This window comes from Falsiroseomonas algicola (assembly GCF_011040385.1).
GTDB lineage: Bacteria > Pseudomonadota > Alphaproteobacteria > Acetobacterales > Acetobacteraceae > Falsiroseomonas > Falsiroseomonas algicola.
The window spans coordinates 538574-562585 of sequence record NZ_JAAIKB010000001.1; the positions used below are offsets into that span (position 1 = coordinate 538574).

The following is a 24012-nucleotide window of genomic DNA, read 5'->3' on the forward strand; positions in this document are numbered from 1 at the left end:
GAACGCGCTCAGCTGCCCCGATAGGTCGCGTAGCTCCAGGGCGTGCAGAGCAGCGGCACGTGGTAGTGCCCCTCCCCTGCCCGCAGCGTCACCACGATCGGCACCTCGTCGAGAAAACCCTCGCCCTTGAAATGGGCGCCGATGTGGAAGCGGAGTTCATAGGTGCCGGCCGCGAAGTCGGCGGCGGTCATCAGGGGGGCGTCGGTGCGGCCATCGGCGTTGGTCAGCGCCTCCGTCACCTTCACCCGGGCCGCGCCCTCCAGCCGGAACAGCTCCACCCGCACGCCCTGCGCCGGCCTGCCGGAGGCGGTGTCGAGGATATGGGTCGTCAGCGCGCTGGCCTTCATCAATCGGCCCCCTTCAATCCGCCCGGGCGCCCGCCGCGACCCAGGCCAGCAGCTTCTGCCGTTCCTCCCGCGTCATCTCCGTCATGTTGCCGGGGGGCATCGCCTCCGTCGCCACCTGCTGGCGCATGGCCTGCGCCCAGCGGCGGATCTGCGCGGGGTCGTCGAAGCGCACGCCCTTGGGCGCGGCGGCAATGCCCTCGAAGCTCGGCCGGGCCGCGTGGCAGGCGGCGCAGTGGGAGGCGGTGATCGCCTGCACCTCCGCGAAGCTCGGCACATCCACGCCCGCGATATCGGGGCCGCGCTTCGGCATCAGCATGATCGCCAGCACCACCACGGCGGTGGCCATGGCGGGCAGCATCACCTGGTTGCGGCCAGACTGGCGCAGCACGAAGTACTGGCGCACCAGCGCGCCGGCCAGCGTGATGGCCAGCAGCACCACCCAGTTCCACTGGCTGCCCCAGGTCATGGGGTAGTGCGGGCTGATCATCAGGAACAGCACGGGCAGGGTCAGGTAGGTGTTGTGGACGCTGCGCTGCTTGCCCCAGCGGCCGTATTTCGGATCGGGCTCCTGCCCCGCCTGCATGGCGGCGACCATCTTCCGCTGGCCGGGGATGATCACCATGGCGACGTTGGCCACCATGATCGTGCCCGTCATCGCGCCGATCTGCAGGAACGCCCCGCGCCCGCTGAAGACGTGACAGGCGACGAAGGCCGCCACCACCAGCAGCGCCACGCCGAAGATCGAGAGGTTGCGCTCGTTCTCCCCGAACTTCGACCGGCAGACCAGGTCATAGACCACCCAGCCGCCCACCAGCATGGCGGCCGAGATCGCGACCGCGACGCCGGGGGAGAGGTCCATCACCGCGGGATCGATGAGGTAGGTGCTGGCCTGGCCCCAGTAGATCAGCATGAACAGCGAGAAGCCGCTGATCCAGGTCCAGTAGGCCTCCCATTTGAACCAGTGGAGCTTTTCCGGCAGCTGCGCCGGGGCGTTCAGGTACTTCTCCTTCCGGTAGAAGCCCCCGCCATGGATCGCCCACTGCTCCCCCTTCACGCGGGGGTTGCCGTCCCGCGGCGGGTCCAGCTGGTTGTCGAGGCCGATGAAGTAGAAGCTGGTCCCGATCCAGGCGATGCCGGTGATCAGGTGCAGCCACCGGATCAGCAGGTTGGCCCAGTCGGCGAGATAGGCGAGGTCCATCGGCATCCCTGGTGCGCGTCACGGCGCTGTCTTTTTGCGCTGCAACAATCGCGAAACGGGACGCCACGGGCAAGGGCCTTCGCCGGCGGCCTACCGCACCTCGTGCCAGGGCTCCGGCCTTTCGCCCCGACGGAACAGGATCATGCTGTCGAAGAAGCTGACGCTCTCCGTCGTCCGGCAGAGGTTGCTCACCGCGTCGCCCGGCCCGCGCTCCGCCGGCGGGACGCCGAGGCGGTCCATGGACCCCACGCGCCCGGTCCATTCATGCAGGCGCTGGCAGACGGCGAAGGCCACATCGTAGATCGACCGCCCCTGCGGGTCGTCGGCGAAGGGGCCGCCCCAGAAGGCGGTGTGGGTGTCCTCGATCAGGTAGGCGCCGGGCAGGCGCATGGCGGGGTAGAGCACGTCGAAGGTGGTGATCTGCTGGCGCGCGGTATGGCCGCCATCATCCAGCACGATGTCGGGCGGCCCCATCTCCGCCAGCGCGGCGCGTAGGAAATCCGGGTCCGCCTGGTCGCCCACGAAGACCTTGGCGCCAGGCAGGGCATGCGCTTCCGTCGCCGGGTCGATATCCATGCCGAAGATGCGGGCCTGCGGGCCGAGATAGTCCTGCCACATGCGCAAGCTGCCGCCGCGCTGCACCCCGATCTCCAGCATCGTCACCGGCCGGCCGCGGAAGGGGGCGAAGGCCTGGTGATAGACCTCGAAATAGTGGTGCCATTTATGGATCGGGGGCGCGTCCCGGCTGCCCTGCAGGAAGCGGAGGTAGAGCGGGTTGTCGGGGGCGCTGTGGTGCATCCTGCGGGGCCTTTCCGCCGGCCGGTTGCCGGGTCCAGTCGCCGGCATAGCGGCCAGGGCGCCAACAAGCGGTTAAGCTCACCTTCCCGTGCCCGCCCCCCACGCTCCCCTTCGACAAGGCGCGGCGCTGCTGTAGCCTGCCGCGGAACGAACACCGGGAGCCGCCGATGCGCCGTCGCCTCGTCATCATCGCCGTCGCCGGCGCCATCGCCCTGCCGGTGGCCGGCGCCCTTGCCCAGGCGGAGGCGGAGCGCCGCGTGGACCGCGCGATCGAGTTCCTGCGCCAGTCCATCGGGCCGGATGCGCGGATCGCCTGGGGCCTGCGGCAGGTGGACCCCGTCACCGGCCGCACCCGGCTCGGCGATGTCACCGTCACCAGCGGCAATCGCCGGGTCACGGTGGCGGAGGTGCTGATCACGGACGTCTCCGACACGCGGCTCGGCCGGGCGGAGATGCGGTCGCTGCTGATGACGGAGGGCAAGGGGGAGCGATCGGAAGTCGCCCGCCTGGTGCTGGGCGGCATCCCCATCCCGGCCACGGGGGCCGTGGACTTCACCCGCTTCGAGATCGGCACGCTGGAGGCCGAGGCGGTGTCCATGCGGGGGCCGGAGGGCAACCTGCAGCTGGGCCGCCTGGTGGCGGAGGGCTATGCCCCCGGCGCGCTCGGCCAGGCGACGGCGGAGGGCTTCGAGTTCCGCGGCGCCGGCGCCACGTCGAACCATGCCCGGATCGGCCGCTTCGCCGTGGCCGGCGTAACCATGCCGGCGCCGGGGCAGGATTTCGACATCAAGGATGTCACCGTGCGCAGCGCCAGCCTGGAAGGCGCGACGCTGACGGACCCCGAGAAGAAGGTGGACCTGGCCCTCGGCCGGCTCGCGATGCGCGACTGGGCGCCGGGGCGGCTGCTGGACCTGGCGGTGGAGGGCGTCTCGCTCGGCGCGGAGTTCGGGGCGATGGGGCCGGGCGTGTTCCGCCTCGGCCGCTTCGTGGTGCAGGGCATCGATGCGGCGGGCCTCGCCACCGCCTGGTCCACCAATGTCCAGCCGCCGGACCCGGCCCCCGGCGTGCCGCAGCTGATCCTGGCGGAGGGCATCACGGCGGAAGCGAATGGCGCGCCGCTGCTGAGCCTGGGCCGTATCCAGACCGATGGCAGCATGGCCGCGGATGGCGTGATCAGCGGGACGCTGGCGGTGGACGGGCTGCGCATCACCCTGCCGCGCGGCACCTCGGCGCCGCTGGAACAGCTGGGCTACACCGAGATCGCGGGCGGGATGGAGATGCTGGGCAGCTTCGCCCGCCAGGGCGGCATGCTGGCCATCGGCCCCTGGCGCACGACCTGGAACGAGGCGGCTACCCTGACCCTGTCCGGCCGCTTCCTGGAGATGCCGGCGCCGGCGCCTGGCACGCCGATCGACCCGGATGCGCAGACCGCGGCGCTGCTGGCGGCGCGGCTGCAACAGCTGACGCTGTCCTGGCGCGACCAGGGGCTGCTCGGCCGCGCCATCGCCATGCAGGCGCGCCAGCAGCGGGTGCCGGAAGCGCGCATCCGGGAGCAATGGGCGCAGATGGTGATGGGCATGCCGATCCCGGGCGCCGGGCCGTCCGCCCCGCCCCGCGGCCGCGCCGCGCCACCGGCCCCCGCCACCAAGGGCGCCGCCACCCCCGCGCCCGCCACCGGCAAGGGCGCCGCGCCGGCGCCGGCCGCGCCTGCCGCCGGCCAGCCTGACCCCTTCATGCCGCTGCGGGAGGCGCTGGCCCAGTTCATCCGCCAGCCGCGGGAGATCGAGATCAGCCTGCGCCCGCTGACGCCGATCGCCTTCGGGGAGCTGACCGGGCTGGCGGGCCAGAGCGCGGAGGCCGCAAGGCTGCTCGGCCTGACGGTGCGGCTGCCCTGACGGCGCGCGGGGCGGCGGCCATTCGCTTGCGCGGGGACATGGCGGCTTGCCTCCCCTGTTCCGCCGCCCGGGCGCGGCACAGGCGCGTGCCGGCTGGATGAGGCTCCGCTTGTCCCTGTCCCGCTTCCGATCGGCGCTGCAGTCGCGCCGCGCCGTCGGGCCCGGCTCCATCCGGGGCCATGGCCTGGCGCTGCTGCTGTTCGGCCTGGCGCTGGCGGGCCGCTTCGCCCTGGCCGATGTCCTGCCGGCGACGGGCTTCCCCTTCCTGACCTTCTTCCCCGCCGTGCTGCTCGCGGCCTTCCTGGCCGGCATGGGGCCGGGATTGCTGGCGGCCGCGCTCAGCATCCTCGCCGCCTGGTATTTCTTCATCCCACCGGCCGAATCCTTCGTGCTGACCACGACGGCCGACGTGATCGCGCTGGGGTTCTTCGCGGCCATCCTGCTGGTCGATGTCGTCGTCATCCACCTGATGAACGCCGCCGTGAACCGGGTGGAGGAGGAGAAGTCGCGCAGCGCGGGGCTGGCGGAGGACCTCCGGCGGCTCAACGCCTCGCTGGAGGACCGCGTGCAGCGGGAGGTCGCGGCGCGGGAGGCCGCGCAGCTGAAGCTGGCGCAGGACCAGCGGCTGCGCGCGCTTGGCCAGCTTGCCGGCGGTGTCGCGCATGATTTCAACAACATCATGCAGGCGGTGCAGAGCGGGGCGAGCCTGATCCGCCGCCGCGCCGAAAGCCCCGACGCCGTGCGGCACCTGGCCCAGATGGTGGAGGAGGCGACGCAGCGCGGCGCCTCCGTCACGCGCCGGCTGCTTTCCTTCGCGCGCCGCGGCGATTTGCGGCCGGAAGCGGTGGACCCCGCGGCGCTGGCGCGGGGGCTGGAGGAGATCCTGTGGCACACGCTGGGCAGCCTGGTGCGCGTCGAGGTCAGGCTGGGCGAAGCGCTGCCGTCGGTGGTGACGGATCGCGGCCAGCTGGAGACGGTGCTGGTCAACCTGTCCACCAACGCCCGAGACGCCATGCCGAACGGCGGCCTGCTGACCATCGCCGCCACCGCGGAGCGGCTGGAGGGGGCGGCGGCGGACGCCCTTGGCCTGGCCCCCGGCAGCTATGTCCGCTTCACCGTCCGCGACACCGGCGACGGCATGCCGCCCGATGTGTTGGCCCGGGCCGGGGAGCCCTTCTTCTCGACCAAGGGCGCCGGCGCCGGCACGGGCCTCGGCCTCGCCATGGCGCGCGGCTTCGCGGAACAGTCGGATGGCGCGCTGGCGATCGAGAGCGCGGTCGGCCAGGGCACGGCGGTCAGCCTCTGGCTTCCTGCCGCGGCGGCGGAGGGCGACGGCGCGGCTGCCGCCGCCACCGCCGATCCTCCGCAGCGATCCCTGCGCATCCTGCTGGTGGATGACGACGTGATGGTCCGGGACTTCCTGGCGCAGGCGCTGGGCGACCAGGGCCTGGCCGTGCTCTGCGCCAGCGGCGGTCCCGCCGCGCTCGCCCTGCTGGCCGCAGGCGAGAAGCCGGATGTGCTGGTGACGGATTACGAGATGCCGGGCCTGAACGGCCTTGCCCTGATCGATGCGGTGCGCGCCCGGCCGGCGCTGCGCGACCTGCCGGTGATCCTGCTGACCGGGAATCTGGAAGCCGGGCTGGACCGGCAGCTGGAGGAGCGCCTTGCCAACGACGCCTGGCTGCGGGTCCTGCGCAAGCCGGTCAGCGCGGAGGTGCTGGCAACGGCCATGGAGACACTGGCCGGGGGGCGCGCCGTTGATTTCACGGCGCCCGACCGCCAAACAGCACCGGGCTTGGCAAGGGGGCACGAGGGATGACGGCATGGCGCGACGGCAGGGCGGCACAGGCGCCCAATCTGGTCGCCGCCGTCTCCGAGGCACGGCAATGGGACCGGATCGCGCAGATGGCGCGGCTCGGCGGCTTCACCGATGCCGATGGCCACCAGGGCGTGAACCGCGCCGCGCTGACGAAGCTGGACCGGGAGGCGCGGCGCCTGCTGCTGAGCTGGGCGGCGCCGCTCGGCCTCAAGCCCTCCGTCGATGTGCTCGGCAACCTCTTCCTGCGGCATGAGGGGACGGAGCCGGCGGCCGCACCCGTCATGGCGGGCAGCCACATGGACAGCCAGCCCAATGGCGGGCGCTTCGACGGCATCTGGGGCGTGCTGGCGGCGCTGGAGGCGGTGCAGGCGATCCGCGAGGCCGGCATCGCCACGAAGCGTCCGATCGAGATCGTGGCCTGGACCAACGAGGAAGGCGGCCGCTTCGCCCCGGGCTGCATGGGCAGCATGGCCTGGTCCGGCCACCGCCCGCCCGATACCTGGAACGACACGCTGGATGGGGAGGGGCTGCGCTTCGGCGACGAACTGGCCGCGCTGCTGGCCTCGGAGGCCGATATCCCGCGCCGCGGCCTCGGCATCGTCGAAGGCCCCCGCCCCTTCGCCTATGTGGAGCCGCATATCGAGCAGGGGCCGCTGCTGGAGGCGGAGGGTCTCGACATCGGCGTCGTCACCGGCATCCAGGGCAGCCGCTGGTTCCTGGTGGAGATCGAGGGCAAGACGGACCATGCGGGCACGGCGCCGCTGTCGCTCCGCCAGGACGCGGTGCAGGACATGGTGCGCGTCATCAACGCGCTGAACGCGCTGATGGCGGACCCGACGGACATCCTGCGCTTCACCGTGGGCCGGATCGAGGTCTCCCCCAATTCCAGCAACACCGTCGCGGACCGCGCGCGCTTCACCATCGATTTCCGCCACCCCGACCCCGCCGTGCTGCTGCCGAAGGGCGATGCGATCGAGGCCACGGTGAAGGGCGCGCTGACGCGCTGCCGCGCGACGGTGACGGAACGCTTCCACGCCCTGCCCGCCCGCTTCGACCCCCTGGTGCAGGACCTGATCGAGGGTGCCGCCGCGGCGCAGGGGCTCAGGAGCCGGCGCATGCCCTCCGGCGCCTTCCACGACGCGCAATTCCTGGTGCCGATCTGCCCGACGGGGATGATCTTCATCCCCTCCCGCGGCGGGGTCAGCCACCACCCGGCGGAATTCAGCACGCCCGCGCAGCTGGCCAATGGCGCGCGGGTGCTGGCGCAGGTCCTGGTTGATCTGGCGAACCGCTGAGGTTGCGACGACCGCGATCGCACGCCGCGGAAGTTGAGTCGCCACGCAGCGCCGCTCAAGGTTATAGATGGCCACGGCTCCCGCGAGCGCGGGCGCCAGCCGCCCATCGAACGGGGCCGCTGGCAGGCGAGAGACACGGTGCATGGGCGGAGACGACATCGGCGATGCCCCGCCAACGGGCGCAGGACTGGACCCCATTCCCCGCTGCCCCGACGGCGCTGACCCGTCGCTGGCCACCATCCTCCGGCTGATGCGCCATTCGCGCCAGCCCATGTTCGTGGCGTGGGGGCCGGACCTCGCCTTCTTCTACAACGATGCCTATGCGCCGATCCTGGGCGGGCGCCACCCCGGCGCCCAGGGCCGGCCCTTCCGGCAGGTCTGGCCCGAGATCTGGGACGACATCTGGCCGTTGATCCGCCAGGCGCTGGCGGGACAGGCGACCTGGAGCGAGAACCTCCACCTCCTCATGGAACGCCATGGCTACAAGGAGGACACCTGGTGGACCTTCTCCTACAGCCCGGCGCATGACGAGGCCGGGCGCGTCGCCGGCATGTTCTGTTCCTGCATCGAGACCACCGGCCAGGTGCTGGCGGAACGCCGGCTGCGGGAGAATGAAGGCCGCTTCCGCGCGCTGCTGGACGCCGCGCCGGCCCTGATGTGGGTGACCGACCGCACGGGCTACTGCACCCATCTCAGCCGCAGCTGGTACGCCTTCACGGGCCAGACGCCGGCGGAGGGGCTGGGCACGGGATGGCTGGACGCGGTCCACCCGGACGACCGCTCCGCCAGCAAGGTCCGCTTCCTGCAGGCGGTGCGGGACCGAACGCCGCTGCGGCTGGACTACCGCCTGCGCCGCGCCGATGGGGTCTGGCGCTGGGCGATCGATGCCGCCGAGCCGCGGCTCGGCCCCGGTGGCGAGTATCTCGGCCATGTCGGCTCCGTGCTCGACATCACGGAGCGGCGGGAGGCGGAGGAGCACCAGGCCCTGCTGGCGCGGGAGGTGGACCACCGCGCGAAGAACGTCCTGGCCGTGGTGCAGGCCGTGCTGCGCCTGACCCGGGCGCCGGACCTGCCGAGCTTCGCCCGCGCCGTCGAAGGCCGCGTCGCCGCGCTGGCCCGGGCGCAGACGCTGCTGTCCAAGGATCGCTGGGCAGGCGCCGATCTGCGCACCGTCGTGGCGGGGGAGCTGGCGCCGTTCCTGGTCGAACATGGTGGTGCCGAAAGCCGTGCCACGCTGCGCGGCAGCCCCGTCGTCGTGCCAGCCGCCGCGGCGCAACCCCTCACCATGCTGGTGCATGAACTCGCGACCAACGCCATGAAGCATGGCGCGCTGTCGGTCGAATCGGGCCGGCTCCTGGTCACCTGGCGGGTGGAAGACGGCGCCCTGCATCTGGGCTGGATCGAGACCGGCGGGCCCGCCATCGCGGCACCGCCCGCTCGCAGCGGCTTCGGCACGAGGGTGCTGGACGGCACGGCCCGGGCGCAGCTGGGCGGCTCCATCACGCTGGACTGGCGGCCCGAGGGCCTGGCCTGCCACATCACCGTCCCGCTCTCCCTGCCGCAGGAGGAAGATGCGGCGATCGACTGGGCAGGCTAGGCCGGCAGCCCCTCCGCCCGCAGCGCCGCGCGCAGCCCTTCGGCATCGCGGAAATGATGCGCCCGCATGCCCACCGCCCGCGCGCCGACCACGTTCTTCTCGCTGTCGTCGATGAACAGGCAATCCGCTGCCACCAGGCCGTTGCGGTCCAGCAGGCGGCGGTAGATGGCGGGATCGGGCTTCAGCAGCCCCTCCTCGGCCGAGACCACCACATCGATGAAACCTGCCAGGAAGGGGAAGCGCGCCCGGGCCTCCGCGAATTTCTCGCTGGAGAAATTGGTGATGGCATAGAGCGGCACGCCCGCCTCCCGCAGCCCCTCCAGGATCGCGACCGTCCCCGGGACCTCCCCCGGCACCATGTCATGCCAACGGTCGCTATAGGCGGCGATGAGGTCGGCCTGGTCGGGGAACAGCGCCGTGCGCTCGGCCACCGCATCGGCCCAGCGGCGGCCGCGATCCTGCTCCAGGTTCCATTCCATCGAGCAGACCCGCGCCAGGAAATCCGCCCGCATGGCCGCATCCGGAATGAGCTTGCGATACAGATGCTCCGGGTCCCATTCGATCAGCACATTGCCGACGTCGAAGACCACCACCGAAGTCGCCATCACCCCACCCCGCGCTATGCGTGGGGCAGGGTAGCGCCGAAGGGCTCCTCGATCCCAGCCCGGGCGAGATCGGCCGCGAGGCGCCCGGCGGGGTCGTCGCCGCGCCGCACCGCCTCCGCCGCCGACAGCGCGTAGAGCAGCAGCGCCGGCCCGGCGAGGCCGATCCTCAGCCCGACCCGGCCCGCCCTCGCCAGCGCATCCCGCGCCCGCGGGTCGTCGCCGGCCATCTCGGCCAGCGCATCCAGCGCATCGCCCTGCAGCGCCATCTGCCGCCGGGACTCAACCATGCCGCGACGCGGCCATCTCACCACTCCTCCCGCCACGCGCACGCGATCCGGCGCGCATGAAGAACCTGTCAGCCCAACGCCAGGGATAGCCAAGGGAATCGCCGGTGCCGAGTGACATAAGGTTACAGCATTTTCACGAAGACGGCACCCCCCCTCCCGCCCGCGGCAACGCCACCCTTGCCCCGCCGGTCCAACGGGGGCAGAGAGGCGCCCCCTTCATCCTCCCCGGATGCCCAGCGCCCCATGAACGACCGCATCTCCCTCCCCAAGGACCGCATCCGCATCCTGCTGCTGGAAGGCATCGCGGACAGCGCCGTCGAACTGTTCGGCGCCGCCGACTACGTGACCATCACGCGCGAGAAGAAGGCGCTGGAAGGCCAGGCGCTGATCGACGCCGTGAAGGGCGTCCATATCCTCGGCATCCGGTCCCGCACCGAGGTGACGGAGGAGGTGCTCGCCGCCGCCGACCGGCTGATCGCCATCGGCTGCTTCTGCATCGGCACCAACCAGGTGGACCTGGACGCCGCCGCGCGCCGGGGTGTGGCGGTGTTCAACGCGCCCTTCAGCAACACCCGCAGCGTCGCCGAACTGACGCTGGCGGAAGCCGTGATGCTGATGCGCGGCATCGTGGACAAGTCCAACGCCGCCCATGCCGGCGGCTGGGACAAGTCCGCCGCCAACAGCTGGGAGATGCGCGGCAAGACGCTCGGCATCATCGGCTACGGCAATATCGGCAGCCAGCTCTCCGTGCTCGCGGAAGCCTTCGGCATGCGGGTGCTCTACCACGACCACACCAACAAGCTGCCGCATGGCAACGCAACGCCGGCGTCCTCGCTGCGCGACCTGATGGCGCAGTCGGATGTGGTGACCATCCATGTGCCGGAGACGCCGGACACGGTCGGCATGATCGGCGCGCGCGAACTGGGCTGGATGAAGCCCAGCGCCATCTTCATCAACAACGCCCGCGGCACCGTCGTGGACGTCGAAGCCCTCGCCGCCGCCCTGCGGGAAAAGCGCATCCTGGGCGCGGCGGTGGACGTCTTCCCGGTGGAGCCCAAGCGCAACGGCGACCCCTTCGAAAGCCCGCTCCAGGGCCTGCCCAACGTGCTGCTGACGCCGCATATCGGCGGCAGCACCGCGGAAGCCCAGGACCGCATCGGCCAGGAAGTCGCCCGCAAGCTTGTGGACTACAGCGACACCGGCGCCACCATGGGCGCGGTCAACCTGCCGCAGGTCCAGCTGCCCGTCCGCCCGGCCGGCGCGCGCTGGACCCACCTGCACCGCGACGCACCCGGCATGCTGTCCCGCATCAACGAATGCTTCGGCCGGCGGGGACTCAACATCGCCGCCCAGTACTACCAGACCGATTCCGAACTCGGCTACATCGTGGTCGAAAGCGTCGAAGCCCGCGCGGAAGCAGAGGCGATCCTTGCCGAGCTGCGGGAACTGCCGGGGACGGTGCGGGCGCGCCTGATCTACGAGCGGCGGTAGCACGGGTTGCCGCAGGGAGGGCGTTGCCCTCCCCGCACCCCACCCACCAGGAGGCAGGGGCCTCCTGGACCACCGGCAATAGATGCAGAAAGGGAGGGGGGCACTTCGGCCCCCCTCCCTTTCTGCATGTAAGGTCCTGGCGGGGCCCGGGGGGCGCCACGCCCCCCGGCGGGGGTGCAGGGGGCAGAGCCCCCTGCAGGCGCGCCCTACCTGATCGGCGGCGCGTACATCAGGCCGCCGCGCGTCCACAGGTCGTTCACGCCGCGCGGCAGGCCGACCGGGGAGCCGGCGCCGAGGTGGCGGTCGAAGATCTCGCCGTAGTTGCCCACGGCCTTGATGGCGTTGTAGGCCCAGCGGCGGTCGAGGCCCATGAAGGGGCCGTGGTCGCCGGTGACGCCGAGCAGGCGGCGCACGTCCGGGCGTTCGCTGCGCAGCATCTCGTCCACATTGGCTTGCGTGACGCCGAGTTCCTCGGCCTCGATCAGCGCGAAGATGGTCCAGCGGACGATGTCGAACCACTGGTCGTCGCCCTGGCGGACGGCGACGCCGAGGGGTTCCTTCGAGATGAGTTCGGGCAGCACCACGTGTTCCGCGGGGTTGCGGAGTGCGGTGCGGGTGCCGGCGAGCTGGGAGGCGTCGGTGGTGAAGACGTCGCAGCGGCCGGACTGGTAGGCGACGCGGGTTTCGTCGTTGTTCTCGAAGACCAGCGGACGGACGGTCAGGCGGTTGGCGCGCGCCCAGTCCGCCAGGTTGAGTTCGCTGGTGGTGCCGGCGGTGACGCAGAAGGTCGCGCCATCGAGTTGCGTGGCACGCGTGACGCCGAGGCTGCGGCGGATCAGGAAGCCCTGGCCGTCGTAGAAGTTGACGGCGGTGAAGTTCAGGCCGTTGGCGGTATCGCGCGAATGGGTCCAGGTGGTGGTGCGGGGCAGCACGTCGATCTGCCCGGCCTGGAGCGCCGTCATGCGCGTGGAGGAGGTGAGCGTGGTGAAGCGCACCTTGTTGCCGTCCCCAAGCACGGCGGCGGCGATGGCGCGGCAGGTATCGGCATCCAGCCCGGCATAGCTGCCGCGGCTGTCCATGACGCCGAAGCCGGGTGCGCCGGGGTGGCCGCCGCAATCGACCACGCCCTTGGCGCGCACCTGCGTCAGCGTCGGCCCGGCGGCCACCGGCGCCTGGGCGGCGGCGGGCAGCGCCGTCGTCGCCAAGGCAAGCAGCGCGGCCATCGTGCTGCGGATCATGACAGACCTCCCTGATTGAGGCGCGCGGTTCTTGCCGCCGCCCATTGATAGCCGGCGATGCTGGCCAGCACGCCGGCGCCGATCGCAAAGCGCAGCACGTCGTCCAGCATGTGCGCGAAGGCCGCGACCAGGCCCGCGATGCCCATGGCGATGCGCAGCGGCCAGCCGGTATGCGCCAGCAGGAAGCCGGCATAGCTGGCGGTGATGAGGGTCAGCGCCACGAGTTGGATGCCGGTGGCGAGCAGGATGTCCAGCAGCGATCCGCGCAGCATGATCCCGGGGTCGTAGATGAAGGCGAAGCCCACGGTGAAGCCGGCGATGCCGAAGCGCGTCGCGTGCACGCTGGTGATGGTGGGGCTGGCTTTCGCGATGGCGGCCGCGGCGAAGGCGGCGGCGGCCACGGGCGGCGTCGCATCCGCGATGACGGCGAAGTAGAAGGTGAACATATGCGCGGCCAGCGGATCGACGCCGATCGACTTGCCGAGTTCCAGCACCTGCGGCACGCCGATCGCGGCGGCGATGATGTAGGAGGGCGTCGTCGGGATGCCGAGGCCGAGCACCAGCACGGTCAGCGCCAGCAGCACCAGCAGCAGGCCGAGATTGCCGTCCGCCAGCCCCTTGATGATGCCGCCGAAGGCCACGACCATGCCCGTTGCCGTCAGCGCGGAGACGATGATGCCGGCGCCGGCGATGGAGACGGCGAGCGGCGCCATGGTCAGCCCGGCGCGGGCCAGGGCCTCCACGATGTCGCGCAGGCTCATGCGCGACCGGTGCTTCAGCATGGCGACGGCGACCATGGCGACGGTGGCGCAGAAGGCGGCGTAGTTGCCGGACCAGCGGTCCATCATCATCCAGACCAGGACGGCGATCGGCAGCACCAGGTGGACATCGGCCAGCACCTCCCGCCAGGCGGGGATGTCGGCCAGGGCCATGCCGGTCATGCCCTGCTTCATCGCCTCGAAATGCACGGCGGCGAGGATGGCGAAGTAGTAGAGGAATGCGCCGATGGCCGCGGCGACGACGATGTCGCCATAGGGGATGTTGGTGATCTCCGCCATCACGAAGGCGGCCGCGCCCATCACCGGCGGCACCAGCGCGCCGCCGACGGAGGCCGCACTCTCGATCCCCCCCGCGACGGCGGGCTTGTAGCCGATGCGCGTCATCAGCGGGATCGTCATCGCGCCGGTGGTGATGACGTTGGAGACGGAGGAACCGCTCATCGTGCCGAACAGGCCCGAGGTGATGACGGCGACCTTGGCCGGCCCGCCGGTGTAGCGGCCCGCGAGCGCGGCGCCGAGGTTGCTGAACAGGCGGCCCGTGCCGCTGCCCTGCATGAAACTGCCGAACAGGATGAAGACCGCGATGGTGGTGGCGACGATGCCGGTCAGCGGGCCATAGACGCCGCCCGCGGTCGGCACCAGCCAAGCCGCTTCAACGATCTCTTCCGGCGTGAAGGCGCGCGCGTTGAAGATGCCGGGGATCAGGTAGCCCCACTGCATGTAGGCGAGGCTGCCCGCCACCATCCAGGCCAGGCCCGGTTCCACCGCGCGCCGCGTCGCTTCCAGCAGCGTGACGATGCAGGTGATGCCGAGCACCATCATGGTGGGCGTGAAGGGATCGACGTATTCCATGCGGTCCGCGACCGCCATCCAGTTCCACATCACCCAGGCATGCGGCGCGGCGCTGGCGAAGGCCCAGGCCCAGTCGAAGACGGAGGGCCGCCGCGCCGGGGATTTCCCTGGCCGTGCCGGGTAGAGCAGGAACAGGATCGGCGTGAAGACCAGCAGGTGGAACCCACGCATCTGGATGGGCTCGGGGAATCCCACGGCGCCGAAATAGAGATGGACCGCGGCTGCCGCCGCGGCCCATGCCCAACACACCCACTTCAGTGGGCCGGAGAGATCACGCATCCCGGCGTGCGAGGATACCGGCGCCCGATCAGGCCGCCGGCATCACGCCCGCTTCGCGGAAGGCACGCGCGGCGCCGGGGTGCAGCGGCAGGCCGTTGTACTTCCAGGCCTCGCGCGGGTTGAAGGCGGCGCAGCTGGCATGGATCTGCGTCAGGCGCGGGCCGGCATGCTTGATGAGGGTGCGCGTGATGCCATAGGCCACCGGCTCCGGCAGCGTGTTGTGGACCATGATCACGGTGTCCATGGTCGTCACCATCATGTCCTGCGTCTGGCCGAGGCCCGGATAGGTGTTCGCCGGCAGCAGGCCCTGGTTGTAGGCGTAGGTGTCCTGCAGGTGCTTCCGCACATCCTCCGGCCAGGCGACCATGCGCGTCGCGCGGCGGCCCTGGCCGATCTCGGTCAGGATCGCCGCGGGCTTGGCCAGCGCGCAGTAGAGATAGTCCACCTGGCCGTCATTATAGGCCGCCGCGATGTCGGCATAGGAGCCGTTGAGGTAGCGCCCGCCGCTGCTGCGGATGGCGTCCGGGCTGGTGCCGAGAAAGCGCAGGATGCGCTGCAGCGTCATCTCATCGGTCGAGGACCGCTGCGGGCAGGCGATCTTCAGGCCGCGCTGGGTCAGGATCTCCCGCATCCCCTCCGGCCCGCCATCCGCGCGGCGGATCAGGTTGTGCTCGGTCGGGCTGTAGCCGACGCCGAGGGAGGAGATGTTCTCGTGCTTCGCCGTATACGGCTCCTCGCCCCGGCGGGCGGCGGCGGCGAAGGCATCGATGCCGAAGCCGACCTGGGACTGGTTGTTGTTCACGCGGGTGGAATTGGCCAGGCCGCCGCCCGGCACCACGCGCAGGCGGATCTCCGGATTCTCCTCCGCGACCAGGGAGGAGAAGCCGGCCGCGATGGTGTACCAGCCGCCGCCGACGGACCCGGCCACGAATTCGAAGGTCTGCTGCGCCTGCGCGGTCCGCACGAAAGGCGAAGCCAGCGCGGCGGCGGCACCGAGCAGCGCGGCGCGGCGCGGAACGAACAGGGCCATGATCTTCTCTCCCAACCTCGACCTGATGGGCGATCATGCGCGGCATTGCGCGGGCTGGGCAAGGCCCGGCATCCTGCGCCTTTCACCGCCCGGGAGAATCCCATGCGCCGCCGTACCCTGCTGACCGGCCTTGCCGCCGCCTCGACCACCAGCCTTGGCCTGCCCGCCGCACCGTCTCTGGCGCAGGGCACCGCCGCGACCACGCTGCGCTACATGCCGCAGGCCGACGTCACCTCGATCGATCCCATGAGCACGACGAGCTACGGCGTGCGCAACCACGGCCACATGTGCTGGGACACGCTCTACGGCCCGGACGAGAACTTCGTCATCCGCCCGCAGCTGGCCGCCGGCCATACCGTGGAGGATGACGGGCTGCGCTGGGTCTTCACGCTGCGGGAGGGCGTGAAGTTCCACGACAACGAACCGGTCCGCGCGCGCGATGCCGTCGCCTCCATCCAGCGCTGGTGGGCACGCGACACGCTGGGCCAGACGCTGCGGGACCGGACGGAGGCGATCACGGCGCTGGACGACCGCCGCTTCGAGATCCGCCTGAAGCAGCGCTTCGGGCCGATGCTGGAAGCGCTGGGCAAGCCCAGCTCCTATGCCTGCTTCATCTTCCCCGAACGCTTCGCGACCGTCGATCCCGCGCGCCCCTTCACGGAAGTCGTGGGCTCCGGCCCCTATCGCTGGGTGGCGGCGGAACGCCTCTCCGGCGCGCGGGCCGTGTACCAGCGGTTCGAGGGCTACGTCCCCAACCCCGCCGCGCCCAGCCTGCTCGGCGGCGCGAAGGTCGCGCATTTCGAGCGCGTGGTCTTCAACTGGATTCCCGATGCCGGCACGGCGGCCGCCGCGCTGCAATCCGGCGAGATCGACATGTACGAACAGGTGGCACCCGACCTGCGCGGCGTGCTGGCGCGCCACCGCGACGTGGTGGTGGACCGCGTCGATACCGGCGGCCTGGTTGCGCATCTCCGCTTCAACCAGCTGCATCCGCCCTTCGACAACCCCGCCATCCGCCGCGCCCTGCTGCATTCGATCCAGCAATCCGATTTCATGACCGCCATCATGGGCAGCGACCGGCGCCTCTGGTCGGACGGCATCGGCGCCTTCCCCAGCGCCTCGCCCCTCGCGAACGACGAAGGCATCACCGCGCTGACCAGCCCGCGCAGTACCGACCGCGCGCGGGAAGCCCTGCGCGCCGCGGGCTACGCGAACACCCCCGTCACTGTCCTGCACCCGACCGACGTCACCAACAACAACACGCTGACGACGCTGCTGACGGATGTGATGAAGCGCAGCGGCCTGAACGCCGAAAGCGCCACCAGCGACTGGGCCACCGTCCTGCAGCGCCGCGCCAACCAGAACCCGCCCGGCCAGGGCGGGTGGAACGCGCTGATCGTCCTCTTCGGCGGCGTGGACCTGGCGAACCCCGGCGTCCACCCGCTGATGCGCGGCAATGGCCGCCAGGCCTGGTTTGGCTGGCCCACCAGCCCGACGCTGGAATCGCTGCGCGACGAATGGCTCGCCGCCCCGACGCTCGAGGCGCAGCGCCCCATCGCGCGCCGCGTGCAGGCCGCCGTCTGGCAGGACGTCCCCTACATCCCGCTCGGCCAGTACTTCATCGACGCCGCCTGGCGCCGCGGCCTGACGGGGATCCAGAAGGGGATGACACTGCCGCTGAACGTGCGGCGGGGCTGACGGTGCTCCGAGGGGGACGTTGTCCCCCTCGGGCTCCCCCTACCAGGAGCCAGCGGGCTCCTGGACCTCATGCTTTGCATCGATGGATGATGGGAGGGGCTCGGCGGTACCGCCGGACAGGAAGGCGTTCCGCGCCCCTCCCATCATCCATCGATTGAAGGGGGTTCCAAGGGGCCGCTGTCCCTTGGTGGGTGGGGCGCGGGGAGGGCAAAGCCCTCCTCGCAACTCCCCGTTTGCACCCGGCGCATGCCAGGGTGTATCGCCCCCTCATGATCCGACAATTCGCCCGTTTCTATCGCCCGCATCTCCGGCTGGTGTTGATTGCCTTCGGCTGTGCCGCGGCGTCGGGGTTGCTGGAGTTGTTCTTCCCGATGGCGGTGCGGGCCTTCATTGATCACCTGCTGCCGCGGCAGGACATGCAGGTGGTGGTGCTGGCGATCGTGGGCTTGCTCGCGATCTATGTGCTGAATGCCGCGCTGATGGCGGTGGTGACCTATTGGGGCCATGTGCTCGGCATCGCGATCGAGACGGAGTTGCGCCGGCGGGCCTTCGATCATCTGCTGGGGCTGTCGCACCGTTTCTACGATGAGCAGAAGACGGGCCACCTGGTCGGCCGCGTGACCAAGAACCTGGAGGATATCGGGGAGGTCGCGCATCACGGGCCGGAGGATCTGCTGATCGCAGCCCTGACCTTCGCCGGCGCCTTCGCGCTGATGGTGATGGTGAGCCCGGAGCTGGCGCTGCTGACGGCGTTGATCGTGCCGATCGTGGGCTGGGCGGTCGCGCATTTCGGCGGGCGGATGACCGGCAACTGGCAGGCGCAGTTCAGGCGCGTCGGCGCCTTCAACGCGCGGATCGAGGAGGCGGTCGGCGGCATCCGCGTGGTGAAGGCCTTCGCCAATGAAGCGCATGAGCGGCGCCTGTTTGCCGCCGACAATGCGGGCTATCAGCGCACCAAGCTCGATGCCTATCGCATCATGGCGATCGGCACGACCTTCAACTACCTCGGCATGCGCCTGGTGCAGCTGGTGGTGATGCTGGCGGGCGCCGCCTTCATCGTGGCGGGCAGCCTCACCATCGGCGATTTCGTCGCCTTCCTGCTGCTGGTGAACGTGTTCTACCGGCCTCTCGAGAAGATCAACGCCGTCATCGAGACCTATCCCAAGGGCATCGCGGGCTTCCGCAGCTATCTGGAGCTGATGGCGACGAAGCCGGATATCACCGATGCGCCGGATGCGACGCCCGCCCCGGCGTTGCGCGGCGACGTGCGGCTGGAAGGCGTCGGCTTCGGCTACGACCCCGCGAGGCCGGTGCTGCGCGGCATCGATCTCTCGGTGAAGGCCGGTGAGACGGTGGCGCTGGTCGGGCCTTCGGGCGCGGGCAAGACGACGCTCTGTTCGCTGCTGCCGCGCTTCTACGACGTGCAGGAAGGCCGCATCACCATCGATGGCATCGACATCAGGCGGATGACGCTGGCGTCCCTGCGCGCACAGATCGGGCTGGTGCAGCAGGATGTCTTCCTCTTCGCCGGCACGATGCGGGAGAACATCGCCTATGGCCGGCTTGGGGCGTCGGACGCCGAGATCATGCAGGCGGCGCGGCGCGCGCGGCTGGATGGGCTGATCGAGGCGATGCCTGCGGGCCTGGACACGCTGATCGGGGAGCGTGGCGTGAAGCTCTCCGGCGGGCAGAAGCAGCGCATGGCGATCGCGCGCATCTTCCTGATGAACCCGCCAATCCTGATATTGGATGAGGCGACGAGCGCGCTCGACACGGAGACGGAGCGCGCGATCCAGGCCGCGCTGACCGAGCTGGCGGAGGGACGCACCACCTTCGTCATCGCGCACCGCCTGGCGACGATCCGCGACGCCGACCGCATCGTGGTGGTGACGGAGGACGGCATCGCGGAGCAGGGCACGCATCAGGACCTGCTGGCGCGCCCCGGCCCCTATCGCCGGCTGCATGAGGCGCAGTTCGCGTCCTAGCGCGCGATGCCCTTCGCCAGGGCCAGGACCACGGCGGTGAGCTGCGCGCGCAGCGCCGGCAGCGGCGTCTCCTCCAGCTTCTCGTCGAGGCCCAGCGAGACGATGCCGTGCACGGCCGCGAAGATGGACCGCGCCAGCGCGGCGCGATCCTCTGCCGGCGCCCCCGGCATCAGCGCGGCGAGCGGCGCCTCCACATGGCGGAACAGGCGCGCGCGCTGGTCGCGGTAGCTCTCCGGGATCGTCGCGTCCGGCGGCAGGCGATGCTCGAACAGCGCGGCCCAGCGCGGACGATGCGCGGCGGCCCAGTCGAGATAGGCGAGCGAGAGGGCGAGCATCTGGCCGGCGGGGTCACTCCCCTGCCCCGCCGCGGCGGACACCGCCGCATCCAGCAGGTCCAGCGTGCGGGCCTGCACGGCGAAGACCAGCGCGTCGAGGTCGGGGAAGTGGAGGTAGATGGCGCCGACCGCGCAGCCCGCCTCCTTCGCCAGGTCACGCGCCTTCAGCGCGGCAAGTCCGCCCTTGGCGATGCGGCGTTCGGCGATGTCGATCAGGGCGGCGCGGAGCGCGGCCTGGCGGTCGGCGGTGGACATGGAGGACAGCATAGCGCTTGAACGTCGTTCATAAAACTGTTGAACGCCGTTCATGGCGATGGCATAGCGCATTAAACCTCGTTCAAGGAGCGCTCTATGCATCACACCCCCACTCCGGGCGCGAAGCCCGACCTGCTGGACGGGCTGCGCGACCTGGTCGTGGCCATCGCGGGCGTTGTCATGGCCTTCCTGATCCTGGCGGAGGCCAAGTGGTTCGGCCTGCCCGGACCGGTCGCGCAGGTCATCGCGCTGGCGTTGCTGGCCATCATCCCCGCCATGATCATGATCGCCCTGCCTCTGAAGGTGCTGAAGCTGGGCTGCAGGCGGGACGCGCTCCTGCCCTTCGCCATCGTCCATGCGGTGGCAATCGCGGTGTCCGTGCCGGCCCTCCTCGGCCCGGGCCTGCCGACGGTGCTGATGACCTTCATGCCGGCCATCGGCGCGCTGCTGCTGGTAGCGCTGAACGCCGCCCTGGCCCTGTCAGTCTGGTGGCCCGCCTTCCTCGTAGCGCGGATCACGGGGCGGCGGCGCCCGGCGCTGCTGCTGGCCGCGGCCCTCCTCGCGGCCCTGTCCATCCCGCCGGGCCTCGCCTCTCGCCTCGTGGCGGAGCGGGAGGCCGTGGCCCTGCGCGCGGAGGACGTCGCCGGGCGGGTGGAGGGCGCGGCGCCGAGGCGGCTGGAGATTGCCGTGGCCTCGGTCGCGGAACGGGGCGCGCCGCAGCCCTTCCTGGATGCGCGCTGCGACGCGCTGTGCGAGGGCCTGCTGCGCTCCGGCCAGGTGGACCGGCTGCGCATCACCTGGCAGGCGCCGGATGCGCCGCCGCGCAGCGCCATCTACGCCGCCGCCGCGCCCGAGACCTGCCGGGCGGGGCGGCCCTGCGTCGCCACGATCGAGGAGGCGGATTGGGCGCCCTCCCCCCGCGTCTCGGTGACGGAAACCACCCTGCCGGGGCCGCGCGCCGGGGACCGCCGCGGCAGCCGCCTGATGACGCGCTTCGAGGTCACGCTGCCCGATGAGGGCGGCGACCACCTGGCGGCGCGCTCGACCATGCTGCGCGCGTCCGTCGTCACCATCCCGGCGCTGGTGGACTACAACTGGCCGGACCACCAGACGGCGGTGGTCGGCGTCTCCCGCATTCATCGGCTGATGAACCCCACCGGGGTCCGCGACATCCTCCTGAACACGCTGGGCTACGACGTGCCGCCCGATGAACGGCCTTCCTGACCGCGCCGTGCAAGCCCATGCTGCGCGCAAGACCACCGGGAGGAACCGCCATGCTTCGCCGCAGCCTGCTGGCCGCCGCCGCGCTTTGCGCCGCGCATCCCGCCTTTGCCCAGCCCGCCGACGCCGCGACACGGGCGCAGCTGGTGCCGACCGGGCGGCTTCGCGTCGGCATCGGCGTCGGCCCGGCGGCCTCCGCCTTCTGGGCCATGCGCCAGCCCGATGGCAGCGCGCGCGGCGTGACGGTGGCGCTGGGGGAGGAGGCGGCGCGGCGGCTCGGCGTGCCGCTCGACCTGCTGCTGCTGAACTCCTCCGGGGAGGTGGTGGAGGCCGGCGCCATCGCCGAGCCGCGCTGGGATCTGTCCTTCATGCCGGTCGATGCGGAACGCGTGGCGCGGCTGGATTTCGGGCCGGACTACTACCTCTCCACCAGCACCTACCTGGCGCCGGCGGGCAGCCCGCTCGCCAGCGTCGCGCAGGCGAACAGCGCTGGCATCCGGATCTGGGGCGTGGCCAACACCACCACCATCCGCGCCAGCCAGCGCACCGCGCCGCAAGCCACGCACACCGCCGCCGCGAGCCTCGACCAGGTGATGGCCGCCATCGCGCGGGGCGAGGTCGATGGCGTGGCGCTCGGGCGCGAATCGCTGGACAGCCTGCTGCCGCGGCTGCCGGGGGCGCGCATCCTGGACGGGCATTTCCATGCGCTCGGCACCGCCATCGTCGTGCCGCGCAACCGGCCGCTGTCGCAGGCCTGGGCCACCGCCTTCATCGAGGCCGCCAAGACCGATGGCACGGTGCGGCGCGCGCTGGATGCCATGTCCATCACCGGCCCGGTGGCGCCCGCGGGCAGCCGGACGGCAGGGGCGTGAATCCTGTTGCAGCGGCATGACAGGCTGGGATAGACCCCGCGCCGGTTGAGCAAGGCGAAAGCATCGTTCGAAGGGAAGGACCCCGAACCATGTCGATCGCCACCGTGCTGCATCACAAGGGAAATGCCGTCATCGCCGTCCGGCCGGACACGCCGGCGCGGGATGCCGCGCAATTGCTGGCGGGCCATGGCATCGGCGTGCTGCTGGTGACCGATGGCGCCGGGCGCGTGCTCGGCCTGCTGTCGGAAGCCGACATCGTCCGCGCCGTCGCGGTCCGGCCGCGTGGCGTCGCGGGGCTCGATGCCGCAGCGCTGATGGTGCGGGACCCCCTGACCATCGGGCCGGAGGCCTCCATCCCCGCGGCCATCGACCTGATCGCGGAAAGCGACCAGCGGCACCTGCCCGTGGTGGATGGCGCAGGCGCGCTGATCGGCGTGCTGGGCCTGCGGGACCTGGTCCAGCATCGGCACGCCGCGAATGGCGGGCGCCTCGCCGCGCCGCGTGCCTCGATGCACTGACCGCGGATTTATTCGATCCGCGGCACGAATTCGCCCCGCCTCAACATTGCGAAAGCGTGAACCCTCCCGATATGCGCCGAGCGGAGGGGAACGCACACCAGGGACCGGCGCAGGGAGCGCTCATGACCATGACCATCGAAGCCGTATTGCGGCTGACGAGCCATGGGGTCATCGCGGTAACACCGGAAAGTCCGGTGGCGGAAGCAGCGAGGTTGATCGCGGCGCACCGCATCGGCGCGGTGGTGGTGCAGGACCGCGGCGGCAACGCGATCGGCCTGCTCTCCGAATTCGACATCGTTCGCATCGTGGCGGAACGCCGCGCCGGCATTCGCGGCCTGGCGGCGGAGGATGCGATGCGGCGCGCGCCCATCTCCATCCTGCCTGACAGCAGCGTGGCCGATGCCATCGCCCTGATGGCGGAGGGCGATCTGCGCCACCTGCCGGTCTGCGCGGCGGATGGCAGGCTGCTCGGCCTGGTCGGGCTGCGGGACCTGCTGCGCCATCGCGACGCGGTGCTGCCGCCCGTCGCGGCGGAAGGGCAGGACAATGCCCGGGCCTATGTGAACTGAAAGCGGCGCGGCGCTTGCTTGTCCCATGGCGCGAAAGTCGCCCGGAGATGAACGCCCGATGATCACCCGCCGCCGCCTTGCCGGCCTGCTTGCCGCGCCCGCCCTGCTGCCCGCCGCCGCGCGCGCGCAGGGCTCGGGCTGGATGCCGGACCGCCCGATCCGCCTGCTGATCGGCTTCCCGCCCGGCGGGGCCTCCGATGCCGCCGTTCGCATCATCCAGCCCAGGCTTTCGGCACTGCTCGGCCAGTCCGTGGTGGTGGACAACCGCGCTGGCGCCGGCGGCAACCTGGCGGCGGAGGCCGCGGCCCGCAGCGCGCCGGATGGCACGACGCTCGTCTCCGCCAATATCGGCACGCTGGCGGTGAACCCGGCGCTGGTGCGGATGATGCCCTTCCACCCCGTTAACGACCTGGCGCCGCTGTCGCTGATCTTCAACGCGACCAACGTGCTGGTGGTCCCTGCCTCCCGCCCCTGGCGCAGCGTGGCGGAGCTGGTGGCGGCGGCGAAGGCTCGGCCGGATGCCATCACCTACGGCACCGGCGGCGTCGGGTCGCCCGGCCATCTCTGCGGCATCCTGCTGGACAAGATCGCGGGCACGCGCACCGTCTCCGTCCCCTATCGCGGCGGCGGGCCGCAGATGCTGGGGCTGGTGGCCGGGGAGCACGACTTCTCCTTCTCCCCCATGGGCACCGTCACCACCCACATCGCGGCGGGCACGATCCGCGCGCTCGGTGTCAGCACCCGCGGCCGCGCGCCGGAACTGCCGGAGGTGCCGACGATGATCGAGGCCGGGCTGCCGGATTACGAGGTGCTGAACTGGGACGGCATCCTGGTGCCGCGCGCGACGCCGGCGCCGATCCGCCAGAAGCTCGGCGACGTCATCCGCCAGGTGCTGGCGGAGCCGGAGATCGTGGCCGAATTCGCCAAGCGCGGCCTGACCCCCCGCCCGACGAGCGAGGAGGCCTTCGCCGCGCAGCTCGCCGCCGACAGCCAGACCTGGCAGGGGCTGATCCGCGCCGCGGGCATCGAGCCGAGCTGAAACGGGAAGG

At 71.3% G+C, this 24012-nt stretch carries 21 protein-coding genes; 12 read left to right on the forward strand and 9 right to left on the reverse strand.

What is annotated here, in order from left to right; genetic code table 11:
* Positions 1-8 precede the first annotated feature (8 nt).
* The 3 genes from uraH to G3576_RS02560 form a co-directional block, all read right to left on the reverse strand.
* The gene (gene uraH, locus G3576_RS02550; protein ID WP_164692741.1) at positions 9-347 is read right to left on the reverse strand and encodes a hydroxyisourate hydrolase; all 339 of its coding nucleotides are present in this window, start codon (positions 345-347) and stop codon (positions 9-11) included.
* Positions 348-360: 13 nt separating this feature from the next.
* Positions 361-1551, reverse strand: a complete 1191-nt coding sequence (locus G3576_RS02555; RefSeq protein WP_235951357.1) for a urate hydroxylase PuuD — start codon at positions 1549-1551, stop codon at positions 361-363.
* Between the two features lie 84 nt (positions 1552-1635).
* Positions 1636-2343 carry a class I SAM-dependent methyltransferase gene (locus tag G3576_RS02560; RefSeq protein ID WP_164692742.1) on the reverse strand — a complete coding sequence of 236 codons (708 nt, stop codon included), beginning with the start codon at positions 2341-2343 and terminating at the stop codon, positions 1636-1638.
* A gap of 167 nt (positions 2344-2510) precedes the next feature.
* On the opposite strand from G3576_RS02560, the gene G3576_RS02565 reads away from it, so the two are divergent.
* From G3576_RS02565 to G3576_RS02580, 4 genes are all read left to right on the forward strand, one after another.
* Complete coding sequence (locus G3576_RS02565) at positions 2511-4238, forward strand: hypothetical protein (RefSeq protein WP_164692743.1); 1728 nt, start codon at positions 2511-2513, stop codon at positions 4236-4238.
* 109 nt (positions 4239-4347) lie between these two features.
* Positions 4348-6057 (forward strand): ATP-binding protein, encoded by a 1710-nt coding sequence (locus tag G3576_RS02570; protein WP_164692744.1) that lies wholly within the window; start codon positions 4348-4350, stop codon positions 6055-6057.
* Positions 6054-7352: a Zn-dependent hydrolase gene (locus G3576_RS02575; protein ID WP_164692745.1), complete on the forward strand. Its 1299-nt coding sequence runs from the start codon at positions 6054-6056 to the stop codon at positions 7350-7352. The genes G3576_RS02570 and G3576_RS02575 overlap by 4 nt, the downstream gene beginning before the upstream one ends.
* 142 nt (positions 7353-7494) lie before the next feature.
* Positions 7495-8949 (forward strand): sensor histidine kinase, encoded by a 1455-nt coding sequence (locus tag G3576_RS02580; protein ID WP_164692746.1) that lies wholly within the window; start codon positions 7495-7497, stop codon positions 8947-8949.
* On the opposite strand, the gene G3576_RS02585 is transcribed toward G3576_RS02580, so the two are convergent.
* Together G3576_RS02585 and G3576_RS02590 are read right to left on the reverse strand one after the other, a co-directional pair.
* Positions 8946-9554, reverse strand: a complete 609-nt coding sequence (locus G3576_RS02585; protein ID WP_164692747.1) for an HAD family hydrolase — start codon at positions 9552-9554, stop codon at positions 8946-8948. The genes G3576_RS02580 and G3576_RS02585 overlap by 4 nt on opposite strands.
* Positions 9555-9568: 14 nt before the next feature.
* Positions 9569-9841, reverse strand: a complete 273-nt coding sequence (locus G3576_RS02590; RefSeq protein ID WP_164692748.1) for a hypothetical protein — start codon at positions 9839-9841, stop codon at positions 9569-9571.
* A 243-nt stretch (positions 9842-10084) separates the two neighbouring features.
* Here G3576_RS02590 and serA point away from each other — a divergent pair, with 243 nt between their 5' ends.
* Positions 10085-11332, forward strand: a complete 1248-nt coding sequence (serA, locus tag G3576_RS02595; RefSeq protein WP_164692749.1) for a phosphoglycerate dehydrogenase — start codon at positions 10085-10087, stop codon at positions 11330-11332.
* Between the two features lie 206 nt (positions 11333-11538).
* Here the strand turns inward: serA and G3576_RS02600 are convergent, their stop codons facing one another.
* Genes G3576_RS02600 through G3576_RS02610 form a run of 3 tightly spaced genes read right to left on the reverse strand, consistent with a single transcriptional unit; the run spans position 11539 to position 15510 of the window.
* Positions 11539-12570: an amino acid ABC transporter substrate-binding protein gene (locus tag G3576_RS02600; RefSeq protein ID WP_207622616.1), complete on the reverse strand. Its 1032-nt coding sequence runs from the start codon at positions 12568-12570 to the stop codon at positions 11539-11541.
* On the reverse strand, positions 12567-14480 hold the full coding sequence (locus G3576_RS02605; RefSeq protein ID WP_164692750.1) for a TRAP transporter permease: 1914 nt from the start codon (positions 14478-14480) through the stop codon (positions 12567-12569). Before G3576_RS02605 ends, G3576_RS02600 begins: the two co-directional genes overlap by 4 nt.
* A gap of 28 nt (positions 14481-14508) precedes the next feature.
* Positions 14509-15510, reverse strand: a complete 1002-nt coding sequence (locus G3576_RS02610; RefSeq protein ID WP_164692751.1) for a TAXI family TRAP transporter solute-binding subunit — start codon at positions 15508-15510, stop codon at positions 14509-14511.
* 102 nt (positions 15511-15612) lie between these two features.
* On the opposite strand from G3576_RS02610, the gene G3576_RS02615 reads away from it, so the two are divergent.
* Positions 15613-17208, forward strand: a complete 1596-nt coding sequence (locus tag G3576_RS02615) for an ABC transporter substrate-binding protein (RefSeq protein ID WP_164692752.1) — start codon at positions 15613-15615, stop codon at positions 17206-17208.
* 269 nt (positions 17209-17477) lie between these two features.
* Positions 17478-19193, forward strand: a complete 1716-nt coding sequence (locus G3576_RS02620) for an ABC transporter ATP-binding protein (protein ID WP_164692753.1) — start codon at positions 17478-17480, stop codon at positions 19191-19193.
* Here the strand turns inward: G3576_RS02620 and G3576_RS02625 are convergent.
* Complete coding sequence (locus tag G3576_RS02625) at positions 19190-19783, reverse strand: TetR/AcrR family transcriptional regulator (protein WP_164692754.1); 594 nt, start codon at positions 19781-19783, stop codon at positions 19190-19192. The two genes, G3576_RS02620 and G3576_RS02625, sit on opposite strands and share 4 nt — an antisense overlap.
* A gap of 96 nt (positions 19784-19879) precedes the next feature.
* Between G3576_RS02625 and G3576_RS02630 the strand changes: the two genes are divergently transcribed.
* The 5 genes from G3576_RS02630 to G3576_RS02650 all read left to right on the forward strand — a co-directional run bounded on the left by G3576_RS02630 (position 19880) and on the right by G3576_RS02650 (position 24002).
* A complete protein-coding gene (locus G3576_RS02630) occupies positions 19880-21007 on the forward strand; it encodes a hypothetical protein (protein ID WP_164692755.1) in 1128 nt (375 codons plus the stop codon).
* Positions 21008-21057: 50 nt separating this feature from the next.
* Positions 21058-21876 (forward strand): transporter substrate-binding domain-containing protein, encoded by an 819-nt coding sequence (locus G3576_RS02635; RefSeq protein ID WP_164692756.1) that lies wholly within the window; start codon positions 21058-21060, stop codon positions 21874-21876.
* 89 nt (positions 21877-21965) lie between these two features.
* On the forward strand, positions 21966-22394 hold the full coding sequence (locus G3576_RS02640; protein WP_164692757.1) for a CBS domain-containing protein: 429 nt from the start codon (positions 21966-21968) through the stop codon (positions 22392-22394).
* Positions 22395-22516: 122 nt separating this feature from the next.
* Positions 22517-22963 (forward strand): CBS domain-containing protein, encoded by a 447-nt coding sequence (locus G3576_RS02645; RefSeq protein ID WP_164692758.1) that lies wholly within the window; start codon positions 22517-22519, stop codon positions 22961-22963.
* A 58-nt stretch (positions 22964-23021) separates the two neighbouring features.
* Positions 23022-24002: a Bug family tripartite tricarboxylate transporter substrate binding protein gene (locus tag G3576_RS02650; protein WP_164692759.1), complete on the forward strand. Its 981-nt coding sequence runs from the start codon at positions 23022-23024 to the stop codon at positions 24000-24002.
* The last annotated feature ends 10 nt before the right edge of the window (positions 24003-24012 follow it).

Excerpts from the sequence above, each read along its gene's own strand:
- G3576_RS02605 (WP_164692750.1), bottom strand. The coding sequence starts at position 14,480 with ATGCGTGATCTCTCCGGCCCACTGAAGTGGGTGTGTTGGGCATGGGCC.
- G3576_RS02560 (WP_164692742.1), bottom strand. The coding sequence starts at position 2,343 with ATGCACCACAGCGCCCCCGACAACCCGCTCTACCTCCGCTTCCTGCAG.
- G3576_RS02635 (WP_164692756.1), top strand. The coding sequence starts at position 21,058 with ATGCTTCGCCGCAGCCTGCTGGCCGCCGCCGCGCTTTGCGCCGCGCAT.
- G3576_RS02640 (WP_164692757.1), top strand. The coding sequence starts at position 21,966 with ATGTCGATCGCCACCGTGCTGCATCACAAGGGAAATGCCGTCATCGCC.
- G3576_RS02615 (WP_164692752.1), top strand. The coding sequence starts at position 15,613 with ATGCGCCGCCGTACCCTGCTGACCGGCCTTGCCGCCGCCTCGACCACC.
- G3576_RS02575 (WP_164692745.1), top strand. The coding sequence starts at position 6,054 with ATGACGGCATGGCGCGACGGCAGGGCGGCACAGGCGCCCAATCTGGTC.
- G3576_RS02610 (WP_164692751.1), bottom strand. The coding sequence starts at position 15,510 with ATGGCCCTGTTCGTTCCGCGCCGCGCCGCGCTGCTCGGTGCCGCCGCC.
- uraH (WP_164692741.1), bottom strand. The coding sequence starts at position 347 with ATGAAGGCCAGCGCGCTGACGACCCATATCCTCGACACCGCCTCCGGC.
- G3576_RS02580 (WP_164692746.1), top strand. The coding sequence starts at position 7,495 with ATGGGCGGAGACGACATCGGCGATGCCCCGCCAACGGGCGCAGGACTG.
- G3576_RS02565 (WP_164692743.1), top strand. The coding sequence starts at position 2,511 with ATGCGCCGTCGCCTCGTCATCATCGCCGTCGCCGGCGCCATCGCCCTG.
- G3576_RS02555 (WP_235951357.1), bottom strand. The coding sequence starts at position 1,551 with ATGCCGATGGACCTCGCCTATCTCGCCGACTGGGCCAACCTGCTGATC.
- serA (WP_164692749.1), top strand. The coding sequence starts at position 10,085 with ATGAACGACCGCATCTCCCTCCCCAAGGACCGCATCCGCATCCTGCTG.
- G3576_RS02600 (WP_207622616.1), bottom strand. The coding sequence starts at position 12,570 with ATGATCCGCAGCACGATGGCCGCGCTGCTTGCCTTGGCGACGACGGCG.
- G3576_RS02585 (WP_164692747.1), bottom strand. The coding sequence starts at position 9,554 with ATGGCGACTTCGGTGGTGGTCTTCGACGTCGGCAATGTGCTGATCGAA.
- G3576_RS02630 (WP_164692755.1), top strand. The coding sequence starts at position 19,880 with ATGCATCACACCCCCACTCCGGGCGCGAAGCCCGACCTGCTGGACGGG.
- G3576_RS02625 (WP_164692754.1), bottom strand. The coding sequence starts at position 19,783 with ATGTCCACCGCCGACCGCCAGGCCGCGCTCCGCGCCGCCCTGATCGAC.
- G3576_RS02645 (WP_164692758.1), top strand. The coding sequence starts at position 22,517 with ATGACCATGACCATCGAAGCCGTATTGCGGCTGACGAGCCATGGGGTC.
- G3576_RS02590 (WP_164692748.1), bottom strand. The coding sequence starts at position 9,841 with ATGGTTGAGTCCCGGCGGCAGATGGCGCTGCAGGGCGATGCGCTGGAT.
- G3576_RS02650 (WP_164692759.1), top strand. The coding sequence starts at position 23,022 with ATGATCACCCGCCGCCGCCTTGCCGGCCTGCTTGCCGCGCCCGCCCTG.
- G3576_RS02620 (WP_164692753.1), top strand. The coding sequence starts at position 17,478 with ATGATCCGACAATTCGCCCGTTTCTATCGCCCGCATCTCCGGCTGGTG.